General features: G+C 63.6%; 23 protein-coding genes. 11 read left to right on the top strand and 12 right to left on the bottom strand.

Annotated elements, in window-relative coordinates; genetic code table 11:
* Positions 1-9: 9 nt before the first annotated feature.
* Complete coding sequence (gene ccoS, locus IB235_RS00990; protein ID WP_155037744.1) at positions 10-168, top strand: cbb3-type cytochrome oxidase assembly protein CcoS; 159 nt, start codon at positions 10-12, stop codon at positions 166-168.
* 62 nt (positions 169-230) lie between these two features.
* Here the strand turns inward: ccoS and IB235_RS00985 are convergent, their stop codons facing one another.
* The gene (locus IB235_RS00985; protein ID WP_192334851.1) at positions 231-1,817 is read right to left on the bottom strand and encodes a serine hydrolase; all 1,587 of its coding nucleotides are present in this window, start codon (positions 1,815-1,817) and stop codon (positions 231-233) included.
* A gap of 302 nt (positions 1,818-2,119) precedes the next feature.
* Here IB235_RS00985 and clpS point away from each other — a divergent pair, with 302 nt between their 5' ends.
* The 3 genes from clpS to IB235_RS00970 are packed head-to-tail and all read left to right on the top strand — an operon-like array spanning position 2,120 to position 4,269.
* Complete coding sequence (clpS, locus tag IB235_RS00980; RefSeq protein WP_155037742.1) at positions 2,120-2,437, top strand: ATP-dependent Clp protease adapter ClpS; 318 nt, start codon at positions 2,120-2,122, stop codon at positions 2,435-2,437.
* 3 nt (positions 2,438-2,440) lie between these two features.
* Positions 2,441-3,460 (top strand): class I SAM-dependent methyltransferase, encoded by a 1,020-nt coding sequence (locus IB235_RS00975; protein WP_192334849.1) that lies wholly within the window; start codon positions 2,441-2,443, stop codon positions 3,458-3,460.
* Positions 3,457-4,269: an SDR family NAD(P)-dependent oxidoreductase gene (locus IB235_RS00970; protein WP_192334846.1), complete on the top strand. Its 813-nt coding sequence runs from the start codon at positions 3,457-3,459 to the stop codon at positions 4,267-4,269. The genes IB235_RS00975 and IB235_RS00970 overlap by 4 nt, the downstream gene beginning before the upstream one ends.
* On the opposite strand, the gene IB235_RS00965 is transcribed toward IB235_RS00970, so the two are convergent.
* Positions 4,266-4,679, bottom strand: coding sequence for a hypothetical protein (locus IB235_RS00965; RefSeq protein WP_192334843.1), 414 nt, complete (start codon positions 4,677-4,679; stop codon positions 4,266-4,268). The genes IB235_RS00970 and IB235_RS00965 overlap by 4 nt on opposite strands.
* Positions 4,680-4,757: 78 nt before the next feature.
* Here IB235_RS00965 and hemF point away from each other — a divergent pair, with 78 nt between their 5' ends.
* Positions 4,758-5,618, top strand: a complete 861-nt coding sequence (hemF, locus tag IB235_RS00960) for an oxygen-dependent coproporphyrinogen oxidase (RefSeq protein ID WP_192334841.1) — start codon at positions 4,758-4,760, stop codon at positions 5,616-5,618.
* Positions 5,619-5,654: 36 nt separating this feature from the next.
* Here the strand turns inward: hemF and IB235_RS00955 are convergent, their stop codons facing one another.
* The 4 genes from IB235_RS00955 to abc-f form a co-directional block, all read right to left on the bottom strand.
* On the bottom strand, positions 5,655-6,203 hold the full coding sequence (locus IB235_RS00955; protein ID WP_281353086.1) for a sugar O-acetyltransferase: 549 nt from the start codon (positions 6,201-6,203) through the stop codon (positions 5,655-5,657).
* Positions 6,200-6,559 (bottom strand): SUF system Fe-S cluster assembly protein, encoded by a 360-nt coding sequence (locus IB235_RS00950; RefSeq protein WP_192334838.1) that lies wholly within the window; start codon positions 6,557-6,559, stop codon positions 6,200-6,202. The genes IB235_RS00955 and IB235_RS00950 overlap by 4 nt, the downstream gene beginning before the upstream one ends.
* A gap of 75 nt (positions 6,560-6,634) precedes the next feature.
* Entirely contained in the window at positions 6,635-7,381 is a 747-nt protein-coding gene (locus IB235_RS00945; protein ID WP_155037737.1) for a MipA/OmpV family protein, read from the bottom strand.
* 102 nt (positions 7,382-7,483) lie between these two features.
* Positions 7,484-9,331, bottom strand: coding sequence for a ribosomal protection-like ABC-F family protein (abc-f, locus tag IB235_RS00940; protein WP_192334835.1), 1,848 nt, complete (start codon positions 9,329-9,331; stop codon positions 7,484-7,486).
* A gap of 126 nt (positions 9,332-9,457) precedes the next feature.
* On the opposite strand from abc-f, the gene ndk reads away from it, so the two are divergent.
* Complete coding sequence (gene ndk, locus IB235_RS00935; RefSeq protein ID WP_155037735.1) at positions 9,458-9,880, top strand: nucleoside-diphosphate kinase; 423 nt, start codon at positions 9,458-9,460, stop codon at positions 9,878-9,880.
* Between the two features lie 73 nt (positions 9,881-9,953).
* Here ndk and IB235_RS00930 read toward each other — a convergent pair whose 3' ends face one another.
* The 5 genes from IB235_RS00930 to IB235_RS00910 all read right to left on the bottom strand — a co-directional run bounded on the left by IB235_RS00930 (position 9,954) and on the right by IB235_RS00910 (position 14,231).
* Positions 9,954-11,150, bottom strand: coding sequence for a cytochrome b/b6 domain-containing protein (locus IB235_RS00930; protein WP_192334832.1), 1,197 nt, complete (start codon positions 11,148-11,150; stop codon positions 9,954-9,956).
* Complete coding sequence (locus IB235_RS00925; protein WP_192334830.1) at positions 11,150-11,725, bottom strand: thymidine kinase; 576 nt, start codon at positions 11,723-11,725, stop codon at positions 11,150-11,152. Before IB235_RS00925 ends, IB235_RS00930 begins: the two co-directional genes overlap by 1 nt.
* 73 nt (positions 11,726-11,798) lie before the next feature.
* Positions 11,799-13,361 carry a DEAD/DEAH box helicase gene (locus IB235_RS00920; protein WP_155038516.1) on the bottom strand — a complete coding sequence of 521 codons (1,563 nt, stop codon included), beginning with the start codon at positions 13,359-13,361 and terminating at the stop codon, positions 11,799-11,801.
* Between the two features lie 191 nt (positions 13,362-13,552).
* Positions 13,553-14,002, bottom strand: coding sequence for a D-aminoacyl-tRNA deacylase (gene dtd / locus IB235_RS00915; protein WP_192334828.1), 450 nt, complete (start codon positions 14,000-14,002; stop codon positions 13,553-13,555).
* 1 nt (position 14,003) lies between these two features.
* Positions 14,004-14,231 carry a hypothetical protein gene (locus IB235_RS00910; protein ID WP_155037731.1) on the bottom strand — a complete coding sequence of 76 codons (228 nt, stop codon included), beginning with the start codon at positions 14,229-14,231 and terminating at the stop codon, positions 14,004-14,006.
* 110 nt (positions 14,232-14,341) lie between these two features.
* On the opposite strand from IB235_RS00910, the gene IB235_RS00905 reads away from it, so the two are divergent.
* Complete coding sequence (locus IB235_RS00905) at positions 14,342-14,593, top strand: DUF2312 domain-containing protein (protein ID WP_155037730.1); 252 nt, start codon at positions 14,342-14,344, stop codon at positions 14,591-14,593.
* Positions 14,594-14,620: 27 nt separating this feature from the next.
* On the opposite strand, the gene IB235_RS00900 is transcribed toward IB235_RS00905, so the two are convergent.
* Positions 14,621-15,496 (bottom strand): hypothetical protein, encoded by an 876-nt coding sequence (locus IB235_RS00900; protein WP_192334825.1) that lies wholly within the window; start codon positions 15,494-15,496, stop codon positions 14,621-14,623.
* A 162-nt stretch (positions 15,497-15,658) separates the two neighbouring features.
* Here IB235_RS00900 and IB235_RS00895 point away from each other — a divergent pair, with 162 nt between their 5' ends.
* From IB235_RS00895 to IB235_RS00880, 4 genes are all read left to right on the top strand, one after another.
* On the top strand, positions 15,659-16,960 hold the full coding sequence (locus IB235_RS00895) for a lipoprotein-releasing ABC transporter permease subunit (protein WP_192334822.1): 1,302 nt from the start codon (positions 15,659-15,661) through the stop codon (positions 16,958-16,960).
* On the top strand, positions 16,953-17,615 hold the full coding sequence (locus IB235_RS00890; protein ID WP_192334819.1) for an ABC transporter ATP-binding protein: 663 nt from the start codon (positions 16,953-16,955) through the stop codon (positions 17,613-17,615). The genes IB235_RS00895 and IB235_RS00890 overlap by 8 nt, the downstream gene beginning before the upstream one ends.
* A 142-nt stretch (positions 17,616-17,757) precedes the next feature.
* Positions 17,758-18,255: a phosphatase PAP2 family protein gene (locus IB235_RS00885; RefSeq protein ID WP_192334816.1), complete on the top strand. Its 498-nt coding sequence runs from the start codon at positions 17,758-17,760 to the stop codon at positions 18,253-18,255.
* A 162-nt stretch (positions 18,256-18,417) separates the two neighbouring features.
* The gene (locus IB235_RS00880; protein WP_155037725.1) at positions 18,418-19,125 is read left to right on the top strand and encodes a class I SAM-dependent methyltransferase; all 708 of its coding nucleotides are present in this window, start codon (positions 18,418-18,420) and stop codon (positions 19,123-19,125) included.
* Positions 19,126-19,192: the final 67 nt, after the last annotated feature.

Raw genomic sequence — 19,192 nt, 5'->3', positions numbered from 1 at the left:
GAGGATGACATGGAAATCCTCGTGATTCTGATTCCCGTGTCGCTGGGGCTGGGTGCGGTAGGGCTTGCGGCATTTGTCTGGGCGCTCCGCGGCAGGCAATTCGAAGATCCCAAGGGGGATGCCGAACGCATCCTCAGCAAGGATTGGGACGACCGGCCAAAGCCGTAATAAGAAACCGCCCGGCATGAACCGGGCGGTAAAGTCTACTGCGCTGATTGCCTCGGGAACGGTTAAGGTCCGATTACCGTGCAGTTCTGCTGTCGCGCAGCAAGGCGGCCGCAGGCGAGTTCGGCCATGTCCTTGGACATGCCGAGGAAGTTCGCCTCGTATCCTCGTTTGGTGGTATCGACGCGGCTGGCGGCATTGCCCAGCGACGCGCTTTCCTGCAGGGCGGCGCGCTGCAGCAATTTGTGCGCCTCGGCCTCCGAGCGGTAAAGACCCAGCGAAACGCCATAGCCCGTATTGCCGCTGGTACGACGGCTCAGCGTCTGGGTCGCCTTGGTCTGGACCGAGTCGCTGTCGTCGCGGGCAGCAAGGATGATTTCGTCGCCGGTTTCGGCCTGTGCCTGCTCAACTTCTGGCTCGATCGCCGGGGCGGGCAGGGGGCTGAGCATGAACAATGAGGCCGCGCCGGGCTGCGCAAGGCTGGCGGATTCGTCGCGGCGCGGTGCAGCCACCGGGCGCGGAGTGATCGGGGTCACGTCGGCCGGCATGTCACCCTCGGGGCGGCTGCTCGGGCGCGGCGAGGCGACCGAGAGATCATCCGACCCCTTGGTCGAGGCCGAGGCCACCGGCGGCAAAGGCTTGCGCGTCGGGCGCGAGTCCGTCCCGGAAGCGCCTGCCTGACGCGAGGCAGCCTGTGCCTTGGCGACGGCCGCCGAAATCGCCTTGGGTGTCACGATGGCGACGGTCGAGGCGCGGGCCACCGGACGGTCCCCGTCCACGACCGTGACCGGCTCGGATGCCGGTGCCGAGACCGGCGTCGGCTCGATCCGCGCGACCTGAACGCGACGGGTCACTTTCTTTTCGACCATCAGATCGGGGGCGGCGGGCTTGACCTCGCCGACCGAGCGGGGGGCGCTGCCGAAGCCTGCGTCCAGCAATTGCGCCATCACCTGGTTGCGATGCGCGGTCGAATTGCCGCCCAGAACGGTCGCGATGATGCGTTTGGAACCACGCTTGGCCGAGGCGGTCAGGTTGAAGCCGGCAGCGCGGGTATAGCCCGTCTTGATGCCGTCCGCGCCTTCATAGCTGTCAAGGAAGCGCTTGTTCGTGCTGGAGACGGTGGCGATCCCCGCATCCGCCGAACGGCGCGAGAAGATCGAGTAATATTGCGGGAAATCATAGAACAGGCGGCGGCCCAGCAGGCTCATGTCGCGCGCGGTCGAGTAATGCCCTTCGACGGTCAGGCCGTTGGCGTTGCGGAAGTTCGAATTCCGCATCCCCAGCGCCTTGGCCATCGCGGTCATCTGCGCGGCGAACTTCGGCTCGGACCCGGCGAGGTTTTCGCCGATCGTCGTCGCAGCGTCATTGGCCGATTTCACCGCAGCCGCGCGGATCAGGTAGCGCAGCTCGATTTTCTGTCCCGGCTTCAGCCCCAGACGCGACGGCGGCTGGTTCGCGGCATGGCTGGACACGGTGAATTTGGAATCCAGCCGGACCTGTCCACGCTCAATGGCGGTAAACGCCATGTACAGCGTCATCATCTTGGTCAGAGAGGCCGGATGCAGGCGCGTGTCCGCATTCTGGGCGTAGATTTCCTTGCCGGTTCGCGCATCCATGACGAATGCCGCGAAAGGTGCCGCGGCAACAGCCATGGGCAGCGCCCACGCCAAAAGGATCATCAGTCCGAGTCGGACCTGTTTGGTGATTCTGCTCACTGTCCCGGTCTCTTCTGCCTCTGAGGCTCGGTCAAAACATGCCGAGCCTTCGTTAATATTCAGACAATATCACGGCTTCATTGTTGAGAAAACCGTAACCTTGCGTGGATTCCCCGGCTTTTTCTTCGCTTTTGCCCTGAATGCCATTGTGAACGGGGGCTTACATCGGATCAGAAAAATCCTATATTCGGTGCTTGATCCGATCCTACCCCATTGCAGCCGAAGTGACAGATCCGTTCATGACCAATCACCCCCATGACCGTGAGGATGTCGATCTTGCGGTCAAGACCAAGCCGCGCACGCAGCGCCCTCCGATGTACAAGGTCCTGCTTTTGAACGATGACTTCACCCCGATGGAGTTCGTCGTTCATGTGCTGGAGCGGCTGTTCAATATGACACATGCTCAAGCGATCGAGATCATGTTGACCGTCCACCGCAAGGGTGTGGCGGTTGTGGGCGTCTTCTCGCATGAGATCGCCGAAACCAAGGTGGCGCAGGTCATGGAACTTGCCCGCCGTCAGCAGCATCCGCTGCAATGCACCATGGAAAAAGAGTAACACGTGGCAGGTTCCCGACTGGAGCTCGTGTTTGGCGGTACGCCGCCAGAGGGTCGTCTGTTGCTGATCGGCGCAGATGCCCAGAGCGATCTGAATCATTTTGACCCGGCGCGGACGCAGATCGTCCAGCGCCAGTTTCCCGATTTCGCGGCGCTGAAGGGGCAGGGCTTTGCCCCCGTCACCGAGGCGCAGGGCGAATTCGACGCGGCGGTGGTCTTTCTGCCCCGCGCCCGGGCCGAGGCGCGGGCGCGTCTGGCCACGGTGGCGGCGCATGTGCCGCCCGGCGCCTCTGTCTGGATCGACGGGCAAAAGACCGATGGCGTCGATTCCGTGCTGAAGGAATTGCGCGGGATGGCCCCCGTCGATGAGGTGCAATCGCGCGCCCACGGCAAGATCTTCCGCCTGACCCTGCCGCAGCCCGGCTGGCTGCCCGAGGATTGGGCCGCCCGCGACCATATCGCGGCCGAGGGTTTCGTGACCCGTCCTGGCGTGTTCTCGGCCGATGCGCCCGATCCGGCATCCGTGGCTTTGGCCGCGCATCTGCCCGACAAACTGCCGAGCCGCATCGTCGATCTGGGCGCGGGCTGGGGCTGGCTGTCTGCGCAGATCCTGAAGCGTCCCGGCGTCGGCACCCTGCATCTGGTTGAGGCCGATGCCGTGGCGCTGGATTGCGCGCGCCGTAATATCACCGACCCGCGGGCGCAGTTCCACTGGGCCGATGCGCTGGATTTCCGCCTGCCCGAGCCGGTGAACGGCGTCGTCATGAACCCGCCCTTCCACGAAGGGCGTGCCGCCAATCCGCGGCTGGGCGAGGGCTTCATCCGCGCCGCCGCCGGTCTGCTGACCGGGGCCGGGCGGCTGTGGATGGTGGCGAACCGCCACCTGCCCTACGAACAGACCCTGCGTCAGGTCTTTGCCGATGTGGCCGAGATCGGCGGCGATTCCCGCTTCAAGATTCTGACCGCCACCGGCGCGCAGCGTCCGGGCAAGGCCAAACCCATGTCGAAGGGCCGCCGAAGATGAGCCTCTCTGTCCAGGGCAAGACTGCGATCGTGACCGGCGCCGCGCGCGGTCTGGGGCTGGCGATTGCCCGCCATCTGGCCGAGGCCGGCGCCAATGTCATGGTTGCCGACAGCGACGAAGCCGCACTTGATGCCGAACTGGGCGAGGAACTGAAATCCGACGGTCCGTTCCGCGGCTTTGCCGGCGATCTGGGGCAGAAGCTGACCTTGGCCAATCTGGTTTCGGCCACCATCGACGCCTTTGACCGCATCGACATTCTGGTGAACGCCCATCGCGCCGTGCAGCCCTGCGACCCGCTGGCCGTCAGCGACGAACTGATGGGCGACATGATGCGCGAGAACATGATCTCGGGGCTGAAACTGTCGCAGATGGTGGCGAAGCGCATGGTTGCGCAGGCCGAGGCCGAGGACAATCCGGAAGCCTTGCAGAATGGCGCGATCATCAACCTGACCTCGCTGGCCGCCGATCGACCGCAGCCGCAGATGCTGGCCTATTCCATTGCCAGCGCCGCGCAGGCGCAGGCGACGCGCTCATTGGCGATGGCGTTGGCTCCGAAGCGGATCAGGGTGAACGGCGTGGCCTTCGGCTCGATGATGTCGAACCAGTTGCAGCTGAACCTGCGCGAAGACCCGTCCCTGCGCGACCGGCTGATCGCGGCGACGCCGCTGGGCCGGATCGCGGGCGCTGATGAGTTGGGACCGGTCGTGCAGTTCCTGGCCAGCGAAGGCGCAGCCTTCATCACCGGGCAGATCATCCGTGTCGATGGTGGGCGCAGCATTGGCGACCCGCTGGGGCCGCACGCTTTCTAGCCCTTTTCCTCGGGATAGGCGGCCTTGCAGGCGTCGACCGCACGCTTGGCCGAGGTCGACAGCTCGGCCTTGCGCGCTGCCAGATTGTCGCGCTTGCGGGTCTCGGCGGCGGGGTCGATGGCGACGCGGTAGCGTTCGGTATCGGTCACGTCGCGCAGGCAGGTGCGATAGCCGACATGGCGATCCCCGTCGCGGTCATAGACGACAAAGGGGCAATTGTCCCATTCGGTCCGGGTGACCTGCCGTTCCTCCCAGGCGTAGCCGCGGGCAAGGTTTCCCTCGACCTCGGCCAGAAGCCGCGAGACGCTTCTGTATTCGCTGGTGTTCCGGCCGATGCAACGTTCCTGCGGGGTGCCGCAGGCGGTCAGGATCAGCACGGGCAACAAGCCAAGCACGAGGTTGCGGGACATGGTCGCGATCTCTAGTTGTTTCACCCAAGGATATGGCCGGTTCGTCGTCCCGGCAATTCACGAATGCAGGGTAACGGAATGAAGATGCAGGCAGAACGGGAAATGGCGGCGGCGTGGTTCCGCGAATTGCGCGACCGGATCGTCGCGGCTTTCGAGGCGCTTGAGGATCAGGGTCCGGGGGATCTGCCCGCGGGTCGGTTCGAGCTGCGCGAGACGCGCCGCGCCGAAGGCGGTGGCGGCGGGCTGATGTCGGTCATGCGCGAGGGCCGGGTGTACGAGAAGGTCGGCGTGAACTGGTCGGCGGTGCATGGAGAACTTTCGGACGCCGCCCGCAAGTCGATGGCGGCGCGCGGTGTGCCGGGGATCGACAGCGACCCGCGCTTCTGGGCCTCGGGGATCAGTCTTGTTGCGCATATGCGCAATCCGCACGCGCCTGCTGTCCATATGAACACGCGGATGTTCTGGACCCCTGGCGCGTGGTGGTTCGGGGGTGGAACCGACCTGAACCCTTGCCTTGAAGTCACTGAAGATACCGAACATTTCCACGACACTCTCCGCGCGGCCTGCGCGCCGCACGGGGCGGATTACTACGACCGCTTCAAGGCTTGGGCGGATGAGTATTTCTATATCCCGCATCGCGGTCGGGCGCGCGGCGTCGGCGGGATCTTCTATGACGATCTGAACAGCGGTGACTGGCAGGCCGACTTCGCCTTTACCAAGGCGGTGGGCGAGGCGTTCCTGCCCGCCTTCCTGCCCTTGGCCGAGCGCCGCATGAGCCAGCCTTGGACAGATGCCGACCGAGAGGCGCAGCTGATCCATCGCGGTCTCTATGCCGAATACAATCTGGTCTATGATCGGGGAACGAAATTCGGCCTTGCCACCGGGCATGATGCCGATGCCGTGCTGATGAGCCTGCCGCCCATGGCCAAGTGGGTGTGAAACAGCCGCCGCGCCTGAAAGGGCGCGGCAGTCCGGTCAGTCGGCCTGCTTGACGATGCGGGCCGGGTTGCCGGCCACGGTCGCGCCAGCGGGCACGTCATGGGTGACGACTGCACCCGCGCCGATGATCGCACCATCGCCGATGGTGATGCCCGGCAGGATGATGGCGCCGCCGCCGACCCAGACATCGTCGCCAATGGTGATCGGCGCGCCATATTCGATGCCACGACGGCGTTTGTCGGGATCGCGCGGGTGGTCGGGGGTCAAAAGCTGGACCATCGGCCCGAACTGGCAGCGCGCACCGATGCGGATTTCGCAGACATCCAGAAAGACGCAGCCGAAATTCACGAAGCAATCGGTGCCGAAATGGATGTGCTTGCCATAATCGACCGAGAAGGGGGCGCGGATCACCGCCCCGTTCCAGCTGCCCAGCAGTTGGGTCAGGGTGCGGGCCCGCGTCTTGTCCCCGACGATCGTCTGGTTGTAGTCGCGCATCAGGCCCTGAGCCGTCTTGCGCATCGACACAAGTTCTCCGTCGCCGGGCTCATAGGGGTGGCCGGCCAGCATGTCCTCGCGCGCGGTCAAATGAAGCCAAGCTCCAGCCGGGCTTCATCGGACATCATGTCCATACCCCATTGCGGCTGAAAGGTCATCTCGACATCGACCTGCTTGACGCCGGGCAGAGGCTCGACGGCATCGGCGACCCAGCCGGGCATCTCGCCCGCGACCGGACAGCCGGGGGCGGTCAGCGTCATGATGATGCGGACCGCGTTTTCGGCGTTGATGTCGATGGTGTAGATCAGCCCGAGGTCAAAGATATTGACCGGGATTTCCGGGTCGTAGACCGTCTTGCAGGCCTCGACCACGCTGTCATAAAGCGGGTGCTCGGTCGTCGAAGGGGCGATCAGCGGATCGCCTTCCTTGAGAATCTCGGAAGTCATGCGGCACGTCCTGTCAAAGCTTACGGATTATATAGGTCTCCGTGCCGCCTTGGTCCAGTGCGCAAGCCGCGATGATCAGAAGCGGAAATTCAACCGCCGCGCGATGCCCAGATTGATCTCGGGCTGGTTGCGGTCGCGGACGATGGGGCTGTCGCCCGCATCGTTGAGCAGCCGCCCATAGGTGATCTTGCCCAGGATCGAGGTCTTGGGCGTCAGGCTGTAGCGCGCCTCAAGGCCGATATTGGCGGCATAGATCCCGCCCGACGGGTCATATTCGCGGAAATTGCTGGCCGCCGATTCGTCGGCGGTCACGCCGAAATAGGTGTCGGTGAAGCTGTCATCGCCCAATTGCAGCTCGGCCGTGGTCCACAGCGTCAGCTTGTCGTTGATGATGAAGCGGTACTTCGTCCCGATTTCGCCCACCAGACCGTCATGGCCGCCAATGCCGACGCGCATTGCGCCATAGCTGGTCGCATCGCCATCGACATAGTTCACGCGCAGACCGACCTCGGCCGTCCAGTCGATATTGTCGAGACCGTGCAGTTCCTTGTGGTCGCCATCCTTGCGGGTGCCGATATAGCCGAACGACGGGATCAGCGAGAAACCCTGCTTTTCCTCACCGGTTTCGGTGCCCAGCGTCAGGTTGCGCATGGTGCCCCACGGACCCAGCTCGGTCTCGTCATCGCCGAAATAGCCCGGACCGTAGCTGATCCCGGCACCGACATCGAAGGATGCCTCGCTGATGTCGTTGATCCATTGTGCGCTGGCAGGCGCGGCAAGGGTCGAGGCAGTCATAAGGGCAATCGCAAACAGGCAGCGCATCATCGGTTCCGGGAACTAGGTGGCGCAAGCTATTGACGAAACCTTACCCCGCCCTCAACCCGTGAACAGATGGGGGCGGGTGAAATTTTTCGAGTGTGGCTTTCAGGTTCGCTCGGCTTCCTCAAGTCGCTCCAGCGCCTGCACCCACAGGCTTTCGGCGCGCTGCATGGCATTAACGGCCTCAGCGTGCTTGCGGCCGAACTGCTTGGCCCGAAGCGAATCCTCATAGGTCGCGGGGTCGGCGAGAATCGCATCAAGCTTTTTCGTCATCTCGGTCAGCTTCTCGATGCGCTCTTCGGCCTTGCGGACCTCGGCGCGCAGTTCCAGAATCTTGTCGCGCGAGGGCCGCTTGGGCGCGGGTTTTTCCTCAACTTTGACCATCGGCTTCTCGTCGCCTGCCAGCAGCATCCGGCGATAATCGTCCAGATCGCCCTGCCACGGCTCGACATCGCCCTGATCGACCAGCCAGAGACGGTCGGCGACCAGACTCAGCAGGTGCATGTCGTGGCTGACCAGAACCACGGCCCCGGTGTAATCGTTCAGCGCCTCGGTCAGGGCCTCGCGAGATTCGATATCGAGGTGGTTCGTCGGCTCATCAAGGATCAACAGATGCGGCGCGTCGATGGTCGCCAGCAGCAGTGACAGACGCGCCTTTTGACCGCCCGAAAGCTGGCCGACCTTGGTCGACGCCTGCGCCTCCATCAGGCCGAAACCGGCAAGGCGTGCCCGCAAACGGGGTGGAGCCTCATTTGGCCGCAAACGACGGACATGCTCAAGCGGCGTCTCGAGCAGATCAAGCTCATCGACCTGATGCTGGGCAAAGTAGCCGATGCGCAGCTTGCCCGAGCGGGCGATCTTGCCCGCGAGCGGCTCTAACCGCTCGGCGAGCAGCTTTGACAGCGTCGATTTGCCCTGACCGTTCCGACCCAGAAGCGCAATTCGATCGTCCTGATCGATCCGCAGATCAAGCTTGCGCAGAACCGGGCGGCCATCATAGCCGACGGCCAGATCCTCCATCGAGATGATCGGCGGCGAAAGCTGGTCGGGCTGAGGGAAGGTGAAGCGGTGGAACTTGGCCTCTTCCGGGGCGGTGATCGGTTCCATCTTGGCCAGCATCTTGATCCGGGCCTGCGCCTGAACGGCCTTGCTGGCCTTGGCACGGAAGCGGTCGACGAAGCTTTGCAGATGCGCGCGACGGGCGTCCTGTTTTTTGGCCTCGGCGGCTTGCAGTGCGCGCTTTTCGGCGCGGGTGCGGGCAAAGGTGTCGTAGCCGCCGGTGTAAAGCGTCAGCTTGCGCTCTTCGACATGCAGGATGTGGCCCACGGCGCGGTTCAGCAGGTCACGGTCATGGCTGATCACGATGACGGTATGTGGATAGCGTTGCAGATAGCTTTCCAGCCACAGCGCGCCTTCAAGGTCCAGATAGTTGGTCGGTTCGTCGAGCAGCAGCAGATCGGGCTGCGAGAACAGCACCCCCGCCAGCGCCATGCGCATTCGCCAACCGCCCGAGTAATCGCTGGTCGGGCGGGCCTGATCCTCGGTCGAGAAGCCAAGCCCCTTCAGGATCGCGGCGGCGCGTCCTTCGGCGGACCAGGCATCGATATCGGCAAGGCGGGCATGGATTTCGCCGATGCGGATCGGGTCGGTCGCATGCTCGGATTCGGCCATCAGGCTGGCGCGTTCGGTGTCTGCGGTCAGCACCGTGTCCAGCACGCTGATATCGGTCCCTGCGGCCTCTTGCGCGACACCGCCGATACGTGCCCGCGTGGGCAGGCTGATCGCGCCAGCATCCAGCGACAACTCGCCCCTGATCAGCTTGAACAGCGTGGTCTTGCCGGCGCCGTTCGGGCCGACAAGGCCAACCTTGTGGCCATAGGGAATGGAAGCCGAGGCCTGCTCGAACAGCGGCCGACCGGCAATGGAATAGTTGATGTCATCAATGCGCAGCATTCGCACGGCATGGAGCAAGGCGCGGCGGGCGTCAATGCCACGCCCGCTTTTCATCGCAGGCCGCGCGTGTTAACCGGGCGCGGATTTCAGGGCCGTCCGGCCCGACATTGCAAAAGGACATATGACATGGCGACCGAACGCACCCTTTCGATCATCAAACCCGACGCCACCAAGCGCAACCTGACCGGCAAGATCAACGCCAAGTTTGAAGATGCGGGCCTGCGCATCGTCGCGCAAAAGCGCATCCAACTGTCGCTGGCCCAAGCCGGCCAGTTCTATGCCGAGCACAAAGAGCGCCCCTTCTACGGCGAACTGACCGAGTTCATGATCTCCGAGCCGGTCGTGGTTCAGGTCCTGGAAGGCGAAGGCGCCATTCTGAAAAACCGTGAAGTGATGGGCGCGACCAACCCGGCCAATGCCGACGAAGGCACCATCCGCAAGGAATTCGCCCTGTCGGTTGGCGAGAACTCGGTCCACGGTTCGGACAGCCCGGAAGCGGCTGCTCGCGAAATCGCCTTCTTCTTCTCGGGCCTCGAACTGGTTGGCTGATCAGGCCCCGGCCTGACGGTTTCACCGTTTTCCAAATACCCGAAAAGGGCCGCCCATCGGGCGGCCCTTTTTCTTACTTGCGATTGGCGGTCAGATCGAAACGGATCGTGACCCCGAAACCCACGGTGCTTTCGTCGGCATAGCCCGCACCGATGCCGAAATCGCGCCGGTCCACCTTCATCTCGCCTTTGGCCGTTGCCTTGTCGCCGTCGACAGTCAGATCAACGGGCAGCTCGGCAGGGACGGATTTCCCGGCAATGGTCAGCGTGCCCCGCGCCAGATGCGCGGCACCCTCGGTCGTGGGCGGCAGGATCTCGGCTTCGAAGCGGGCGCCGGGGAATTGCGCGGCATTCAGGAAATCCGGGCCCTTGGCATTGTCGCTGACCGAACCCAGCGTCAGCGAGGCGATATCGATGTTCACGTCGACCTTGCCGGCCTGCGTTGCCGGATCATAGTCGATCGCCGCCTGCCATGTCCCGAACTGGCCCTGGATCGGTGTCCCGCCCTGCGCCACCTCGATACCCAGAACCCCCTGTTCGACCACCCAACCCGAGGCGGGCTGTTCGCTGCTGGCCACAGGCGCGGCCTGCTCGGGGTTGCCCGCCGACACAAAGGCCGTGCCAGCCCAGATCAGCAGCCCGGCCAATGCGGCCAGAACATGGGGCAGTACCGATCCATGAGCGACAGGCGGTTCCGGCGCGCGCGAGGCCGGGCCGGCCATGCGCGACATCGTCCCGTCGCGGTCCAGTAGGGCGTGCTTCAGCGCGCCTGCGACATGCAGCACGATCAGCCCCGCCAGAACCCACCACCCGGTAGAGTGGAAATGCCCGAACCGCTCGGCCAGCGCCGCATTCTCGGGGACAAAGGGCAGACGCTGGCCCAGCGGCCAAAGGATGCGGGAAAACCCGCCCGGAGCCGCCGAATGCAGCAACCAGCCGGTCAGCGGCATGATCACCATGCCGATCCACAACGCCCAATGCACGGTCTCGGCCAAGAAATGCTCAAGTTTGCGGTTCGGATGCAGCGGGCGCGGCTTTGACTGGGTCAAGGTCCACAGGATGCGCAGCACTGCCAGCCCCAGCGCCGCCACGCCCACGGTCTTGTGCCACGAGAAGGTTGCGAAAATCGCCTGCAATTCGATCTCGGTCCCGCGGGGCAGCGCATCCGCGTAAAGGCCCAAGGCGATTGCGGCCAGGATCAGGACGGCCACGCTCCAATGGAACAGGCGTGCCATCCAGCCATAGGCGCGGGCGGTGTTTCCGGCGTTCATCAGCATTCTCCCATAGCTTCGCGCCAGTGGCGGCGGCAAAGCGAGACATAGGTTTCATTTCCGCCGACCTGCACCTGCGCGCCCTCACGCAGGGCGCGGCCCTGATGGTCCTGACGCACGACCATGGTGGCCTTGCGTCCGCAATGACAGATGGTGCGCACCTCGCGCATGTCATCGGCCCAGGCCAGCAGCGCCGCTGAGCCGGGGAACAATTTTCCGCGGAAATCGACGCGCAGCCCGTAGCACATGACCGGCAGGCCAAGGTCATCGGCCACGCGGGCCAGTTGCCAGACTTGCGCCTCGGTCAGGAACTGCGCCTCATCGACAAAGACGCAGGCGCAATCGCGCCCCTGATCCTCGATCAGCGCGAACAGGTCGGATTCGGGGGTAAAGGTCACGGCGGGCTCGGCAATGCCGATGCGGCTGCCGATGGTGCCTGCGCCTGCGCGGTCGTCAAAGGCCACGGTCAGCAGCAACGTCCGCATGCCGCGTTCGCGGTAATTGTAGGACGCCTGCAGCAAGAGCGTGCTCTTGCCGGCATTCATCGTGGAATAGTGGAAATAAAGCTTGGCCATGGCGGCAGATAGCCTTGGCCGGAATGGGGTCGCAAGCCGCCGCGCGATCTACACGCGGCGGCTCACGCATTGTTCAGTCGCGTTGAGCCGCTTTCGGCGCACGCGAGGGGCGACGGGCCGGGCGCTTGCGCGCGCCTTGGGCATTGGTGTTGCCCGGACGACCGGCAGGGCCGCCACGTTCGCGCATCTTGCTGGCCTCGAAGGGCACTTCGCCGCCGACGACCGGAATCGTCGCCTTCATCGCCTTTTCAATGGCGCGCAGTTCGCCCATCTCGGCGGGCGAGCAGAAAGCGACGGCACGGCCTTCGCGACCGGCGCGGGCAGTGCGGCCGATGCGGTGGACGTAGTTTTCCGCGACGTTCGGCAGGTCGTAGTTGTAGATATGCGCGACCTCGGGGATGTCGATGCCACGGGCGGCCACGTCGGTTGCGACCAGCACCTTGGTTTCCCCGGCGCGGAAGCCCGACAAGGCGCGCTCACGCTGACCTTGCGATTTGTTGCCGTGGATCGCGGCGACCTTGAAGCCCCATTTCTCCAGCAGCTTCGACAGCTTTTCCGAACCATGCTTGGTGCGGCCAAAGACGATCGCCAGCTCATCGCGGTGCTTGGCGAGGTATTCGGCCAGCAGCGTCGCCTTGTCGCCTTGGTTGACGAAATGCACGCCCTGTTCGATCTTGGCGGCAGCCTGACCCGGCGGGTTCACGGCGACCTTCAGCGGATCGGTCAGGTAGCTTTCGGCCAGCTCTTCCATCAGCTTCGGCATGGTGGCCGAGAACAGCAGCGTCTGACGCTCGCGCGGCAGCATCTTGGCGATGCGGCGCAGCGCGTGGATGAAGCCGATGTCCAGCATCTGGTCGGCCTCGTCCAGCACCAGATACTTGGTCTGCGACAGGTCGACCGCGCCACGCTCGATCAGGTCGATCAGGCGGCCGGGGGTGGCGATCAGCACGTCGACGCCGCGCTCCATGCGCATGGTCTGGACGTTGATCGAGGCACCACCGACGACGCGGAACTGGCGGATCGCCGTGCCCGCAGCGTAGCAGTCGATGTTTTCAGCGATCTGGGTGGCCAGTTCGCGGGTCGGCGCAAGGATCAGCGCGCGGCAGGTCTTCGGCTCGGGCTTGCGACCGATATTCAGCAGACGCGTCAGCATCGGCAGGCCAAAGGCCGCGGTCTTGCCGGTGCCGGTCTGCGCCAGACCCAGCAGGTCACGGCCAGCGACGATGCCGGGGATGGATTTTTCCTGAATGGGCGAGGGAGCCTCGATGCCCATCGGCGGCAGGTTGACGGCGACGCGGGCGTCGATCCCCATGCGGGTGAACGGCGTGTCGATATCCGGGATGGCGCGGCGGATGAATTTCTCCTCCGGCTCGGCGCGCATGCGGCGGTGGTTGGTGTTGGGCTTGTCGCTGAAACGCGGCTTGCTGCCCTGTTCGCCACGGGGTTTGTCGGAATTGAAACGGGGTTTGCCACCCTGCTCGCCACGCGGCTTGTTGTCGCCGTGGTAGCGGGGATTGCTGCCCACGTCATTGCGCGGCTTGTCAGGGTTGTAACGGGGAGTGCCCGAACGGGTCGGACGCGAATTTTCGTTCGTCATGTCGTCTTTCAGCCATGACGCCCGCGTATCGGCGCGCATGGCACGGGGCCGCATGCCCGGTTCAATGGGGGCCTGCGACGGTTGCGAGGGGCGGGCGCGATACGGAACCCGCAAGCCTCCCCGCGTGAATGGGAAACTGAAAACTTGTGCCGACCTGACGCAGAAAAGCGTCGGCTGCTCACGCGGCAGCGGCGGCAACTCGTGGCAGATGGGGCAAAACGCCCGAAAAGTCAAGCTCGGTCGGCGGAATCCATCCAGATGGTCACCGGGCCATCATTGACCAGCGACACTTTCATATCCGCGCCAAAGCTGCCGGTTTCGACCGGCAGACCCAGCGAACGGAGGGATTCGGCAAAGCGCAGATACAGCGCCTCGCCGCGGGCTGGTGCCTCGGCCGAGGAAAATCCGGGGCGGTTGCCGGTGCGGGTGTCGGCGGCCAAAGTGAACTGGCTGACCACCAGAACCGATCCGCCGATATCGGTGACCGAGCGGTTCATCTTGTCGGCCTCATCGCGGAAGATGCGCAGCTTGGCCACGCGCGCGGCCAGCTTTTCGGGGGCGTCAACGGGATCGCCCTGCATGGCGCAGACCAGCACCAGCAGGCCCGGCCCGATGCGTCCGATGCTGTCGCCCGCGACCTTGACCTCGGCTTCCGAGACGCGCTGGATCAGGGCGCGCATGTCACTTGCCCAGCATGATGCCAAGGATCACGAACATCAGTCCAAAGACCGATGCCGCCAGCGCCGCCATGTTGACGGTGACGACGCGGCGCATGACCTGACGCATCTGTTCGTCGTCGATGGTGCGTGCCTTGGCCCGCGCGGCGGTCACGATGCACCAGCACAGCGCCGCAAGGCCCAGCACCGTCAGCGCCGTGCCACCCCAGATCAGCCCGTCCCAGATCGTCATTCCCGCTCTCCGTCCAATGTGCAGCCCGCCAAATACCCAAGGGGGACTACCGGCGATTGCACAAGCCCGCAAGACCGCCTAGACCGCTTCCGACGACAAAGGAGCGGACCATGAGTGACGACAACGCCTATGGCGTCGCAGCCGGCGAGCTGCGCCAGTTCATCGAGCAATTCGAGCAACTGGAGGCGGAAAAGAAGGACGTGGCCGAGCGCCAGAAAGAGTTGATGGCCGAAGCCAAGGCCCGCGGCTACGACACCAAGGTGATGAAAAAGGTCATCGCGCTGCGCAAGCGCGATCAGGATGACATCGCCGAGGAAGAGGCGATCCTTGAAATGTACAAGGCCGCCTTGGGCATGATCTGAAAAAGGGGGCCGCGAGGCCCCTTTTGCTTAGGGCGTGATGAATTCGACGCCGGGCATGGTTGCGATCTCGGCCACGTCCTCGTCGTAAAGATCGCTGATATGGTCGATCAGATCCTGATCCCAGCCCGGCAGATTCACCTCGATCTCGATCTGGTCGGGCAGGGCGTGGCGTTGAAGCGCCGCCGAAAAGATCGAGCGCCGGGTTTCTATCGTCAGGCGCTCCTGTTTGCCCATTTCCTCGCGCACCATGTCCAGCCCTTCGGGGCGCAGGATATCGGCCAGCATCTGCAGCCCGGCCTTCAGCGGCACGTCGCTGGGCATGGTGGCGACGCGGCGGACCACCTCGGGCCAGATCAGCGAGGTATCCTCGTGGCACCACAGGACCAGCCGACAACCGGGAATGGACTTGAGGATGCGGCGGATGGCCGGCGCCCAGCGAAGCTGCTCGGGCGGGATGGCCCCCATCACCTGCTCATAGGTGCCGCTGCCATCTTGCGACATGACAAAGGGAACCAGCGTTGCCGGGTTTTTCAGCGCCAGAAAGAACTCGACTTCGGAATTGGGAAACAGATTGGCCAGCGCCGCCATCTTGGCCCCCGCCCCGGCATAAAGCCCTTCGGATGAGATCGCACGCTCGGCCTTGCCCAGAAAGCCGGGGGTGCTGAAGATGATCCGCCGCGGGTTGTCGGTGTCGAGGATTGCGTCCAGCAGCACCTGTTCCATCTCGGGGGTCGAGGCGTTGCCCTTGAGCGCACCCAGAGCCTCGTTGAAGGCATCGCGGTGGCGGTTTGGGGTCAGTGGCTCTATCCCGTTGCTGTGCAGCCAGTCGCGGTTCTGCATCAGGGTCTTGACCATGCGGTAAAGATCCGTGCCGTGAGCCCCACAGTGAAAGGCGACCTGCATGCGATGCGAACTCCTGAATCGTTTCGGGCGACACTAACGGGCAAAGCCGGGCAGGGAAACCGGGGGCGTGTCACAGGGTCCGCACCGGGCTTCACACCGTTGTTGGCTTGCATATCGGGGCCTGACGCGCCAAGCAGTTGCGACCCAACTGACAGGTGACCGATGGCCAGCCCGGCTCCGTTCTCGCGCTTTGAATTCATGATCGCCTGGCGCTATCTGCGCGCAAGGCGGGCCGAGGGCGGCGTGAGCGTGATGACCTGGATCAGCCTAATCGGGATCACGCTGGGCGTCATGGCTCTGATCGCCACACTAGCCGTGCGTGCGGGATTCAGGGCCGAGTTCGTCGACACGATCCTGGGGGCCAACGCCCATAGCACGGTCTTCTACAGCCCCAGTTCGTTCTACAACGAACTGACCGAGGAAACCTACATCACCCCCGGCCGGATCGAGGATTACGACGCGCTGGCGGCAAAGATTGCTGCGATCCCCGGCGTGACGCGCGCCACTCCGGTCGTGCGCGGTCAGGTCATGGCCAGCCAGAACGACGCCAATAACGTGGCCGAGGTTTACGGCCTGACGCTGGAGGCGCTGAAGGCGATCCCGCGCGTTGCCGATCCGGAAACCGGCATGGGCAATATCGACGATTTCGGCACGGGCATCGCCATCGGCTCGGGCCTCGCACGAGAGTTGGGTGTGGGACTGGGCGATCGGGTGCGGCTGATTTCGCCTGATGGCGCGCAGACCGCCATCGGCACGGCGCCGCGCGTCGAAAGCTATGAAATCACCTATGTTTTCACCGCTGGCCGCTACGATATCGACCGCACGCGCATCTACATGCCGATGCCCGAGGCGCAAAGTTACTTCAACCGCGAGGGCGTCGCCGATGAGATCGAGGTCTTTGTCACCGACCCCGAAAAGGTCGATGACTGGACGATGAAACTGATCGAGGCCGCAGGCGAGCGGGCGCAGGTCTGGACCTGGCGTGATGCCTCGGGCTCGTTCCTCAAGGCGCTGGATATCGAAGATGACGTGATGTTCATCATCCTGTCGATCTTGGTGCTGATCGCCTCGATGAACATCACTTCGGGGCTGATCATGCTGGTCAAGAACAAGGGGCGCGACATCGGCATCCTGCGCACGATGGGGCTGACCGAGGGCTCAATCCTGCGGATTTTCTTTTTGTGCGGGGCGTTTACCGGCGTAATCGGAACCATTGCTGGGGTCGTGCTGGGCGTGATCTTTGCACTGAACGTGGACCATATCATGAGCGCGGTGAACTGGTTCTCGGGTGGCGGGGCATGGGACCCGGCAGTGCGCGGCATCTACGAGCTGCCCGCGAAGCTGCGCGGCGCGGATATCGCCAAGGCGGTGATCCTGTCGCTGGCTCTGTCCTTTATCGTCACCATTTTCCCCGCGCGCCGGGCGGCCCGCATGAACCCTGTCGAGGCGCTGCGCTATGAGTGATGTTCTGGTTCTTGACGCGATTTCAAAGACCTATGGCAAGGGCGGACCCGCGCCCGTGCCGGTCTTGCAGAACCTGTCGCTGTCGGTCGGACGCGGCGAGGTGGTGGCGCTGGTTGCGCCTTCTGGGGCAGGGAAATCGACGCTGCTGCATATCGCCGGGCTGCTGGATACCGCCGATACGGGCCGTGTGATCCTGAACGGGCGCGACATGAGCGGTCAGCCCGACCGCACCCGGACCGAGGCGCGGCGTCAGGATCTGGGCTTTGTCTATCAGTTCCACCATCTGTTGCCCGAATTCTCTGCAGCAGAAAATATCGTTCTGCCTCAATTGGCTAATGGCGTTTCATCAAGTTCCGCTCAGGCGCGTGCGCGTGATCTGCTGGGGCGCGTGGGCTTAAGCCATCGCGCCGACCACCGTCCGGCACAGATGTCGGGAGGCGAGCAGCAGCGGGTGGCATTCTGCCGGGCGCTGGCCAATGCGCCCTCGCTTCTGCTGGCGGATGAGCCGACCGGGAACCTTGACCCGGCGACCTCGGACAAGGTGTTCGACGTGCTGATGACGCTGGTGCGCGATACCGGGCTGTCGGCGCTGATCGCCACCCATAACATGGATCTGGCGGCACGCATGGACCGGGTAATCCGTCTGGGCGACTGACGGGAACAACCCCGCGCGGAGCTTTGAGCAGCGCGTCGGGCTGATGCGTTTCGGTCAGCATTTACTGAGTTTTTGCAGCGATATCTGTGCAGCGCGTGTCGACCGGCTGTAAACAGGTTGGGCAGGATTTCAGGGGGATGGCATGAAGGCGATGGTGGCGGTTTGCGCCCTTGGGATGGTTGCACCTGCGGCGGCGGACCCGTTCGAGCAATTCGGTACGGCAATGAAATACGGGCTGCCTTTGGCGGCAGCGGTTTGCGCGGCGGATCAGGACCGGCTGGAGGATTTCGCCGTCCGGGGCATTTTGCAGACGGCTTTGGTCTGGGGGATGAAGGAGTATTTCGACGGATCGCCGATCTCGCAGCGCCCCTCGGGCGAGGGTAAGGGCTTTCCGTCGGGCCATACGGCGGCGGCTTTTTTCGGAGCCTCGGATCTGGCCGGGAAATGCTTTGAGGATGAGGCGGCGGCTGGTGCCGTGGCCTATGGCGCGGCTGGCCTGACGGGCTGGAGCCGGGTCCATGCCGGAGAGCACACACCCGAACAGGTCTGGACGGGCGCGCTGATCGGTTTCACCTTTGGGGCCGCGAGTTTCGGGATCGGGTCCGAAGAGGCGCGGTTTGAGGTGGGGATGAAGTTTTAACGGCAACGGCAGCTGAAGGATCCCTGACGGGACCTTCGTCAGTCGCATCTGGCCTTCATCGACGCCGAAGTTCGCGCTTTCCCTCATCGCAGCAAATCAGCTTCCCCGCCCATTGTCTTTCACCTAGCTTGAGTTTGAATCTCGTAACGGTGTGAGGTTGTGGTGGAAGCAGCACAGTTAATCGACAGCATTTACGGCGAGAATATTTACACGTCATTCGACGGCTCGGGTTTTGAGCAGGACCTTCAAGGCTGGGGTGGGCATCAATTTCTTCTGAAGGTTATACAAGAGCTTCGTCCGCGCCTGATCATAGAGGTCGGTGTCTGGAAAGGGCGTTCGGCATTGGCAATGGCCGATAAGCTCAAGGAACTTCACCTATCTACGCCGATAATCTGCATCGATACATGGCTTGGTGCCCAAGAGCATTTCCAGACCAGATTTCGTCCAGACATGAATCGAAAGGCTGGCTGGCCAAGGCTCTACGAGCAGTTCTTGTTCAATGTCATAGATCGCAAACATCAGGATATCGTTGTTCCCCTTCCAGTTTCATCGCTTGCCGCAGCGCAAATGCTTCGCAAAATGGACGTGAAAGCGGACCTGATCCATATTGATGCCGGTCACGGATATCTTGAGGTGCGATCTGACATTGATGCCTTCTGGCCACTTTTATCCGAGGACGGTGTGGTCGTGTTTGACGACTATGGCGGATGGGCGGGGGTGACGCGTGCCGTAAATGAATTTGCTGCGGAAAAAGCGCTGCCACTCATCGGAACTCATGGAAAGGCGCTTATTTCGCCGAGTTTGAACATGCGCTTCCGGGCCGAGCTTGATAAAATTGAGATGGGGAAATGGGCACCTAAGAAAGGCTAGCGCCAAGCTTCGCAAAAGGCATGCGCGCGGTGCGGGTGCGAGCGGTGGCAGGGTCTAGCACAGCCGC

The organism is Paracoccus sp. PAR01, from assembly GCF_014851995.1.
Taxonomy (GTDB): domain Bacteria; phylum Pseudomonadota; class Alphaproteobacteria; order Rhodobacterales; family Rhodobacteraceae; genus Paracoccus; species Paracoccus litorisediminis.
Note: the sequence above shows the minus strand (reverse complement) of the source record. Positions and strands in the feature narration are given on the sequence as shown.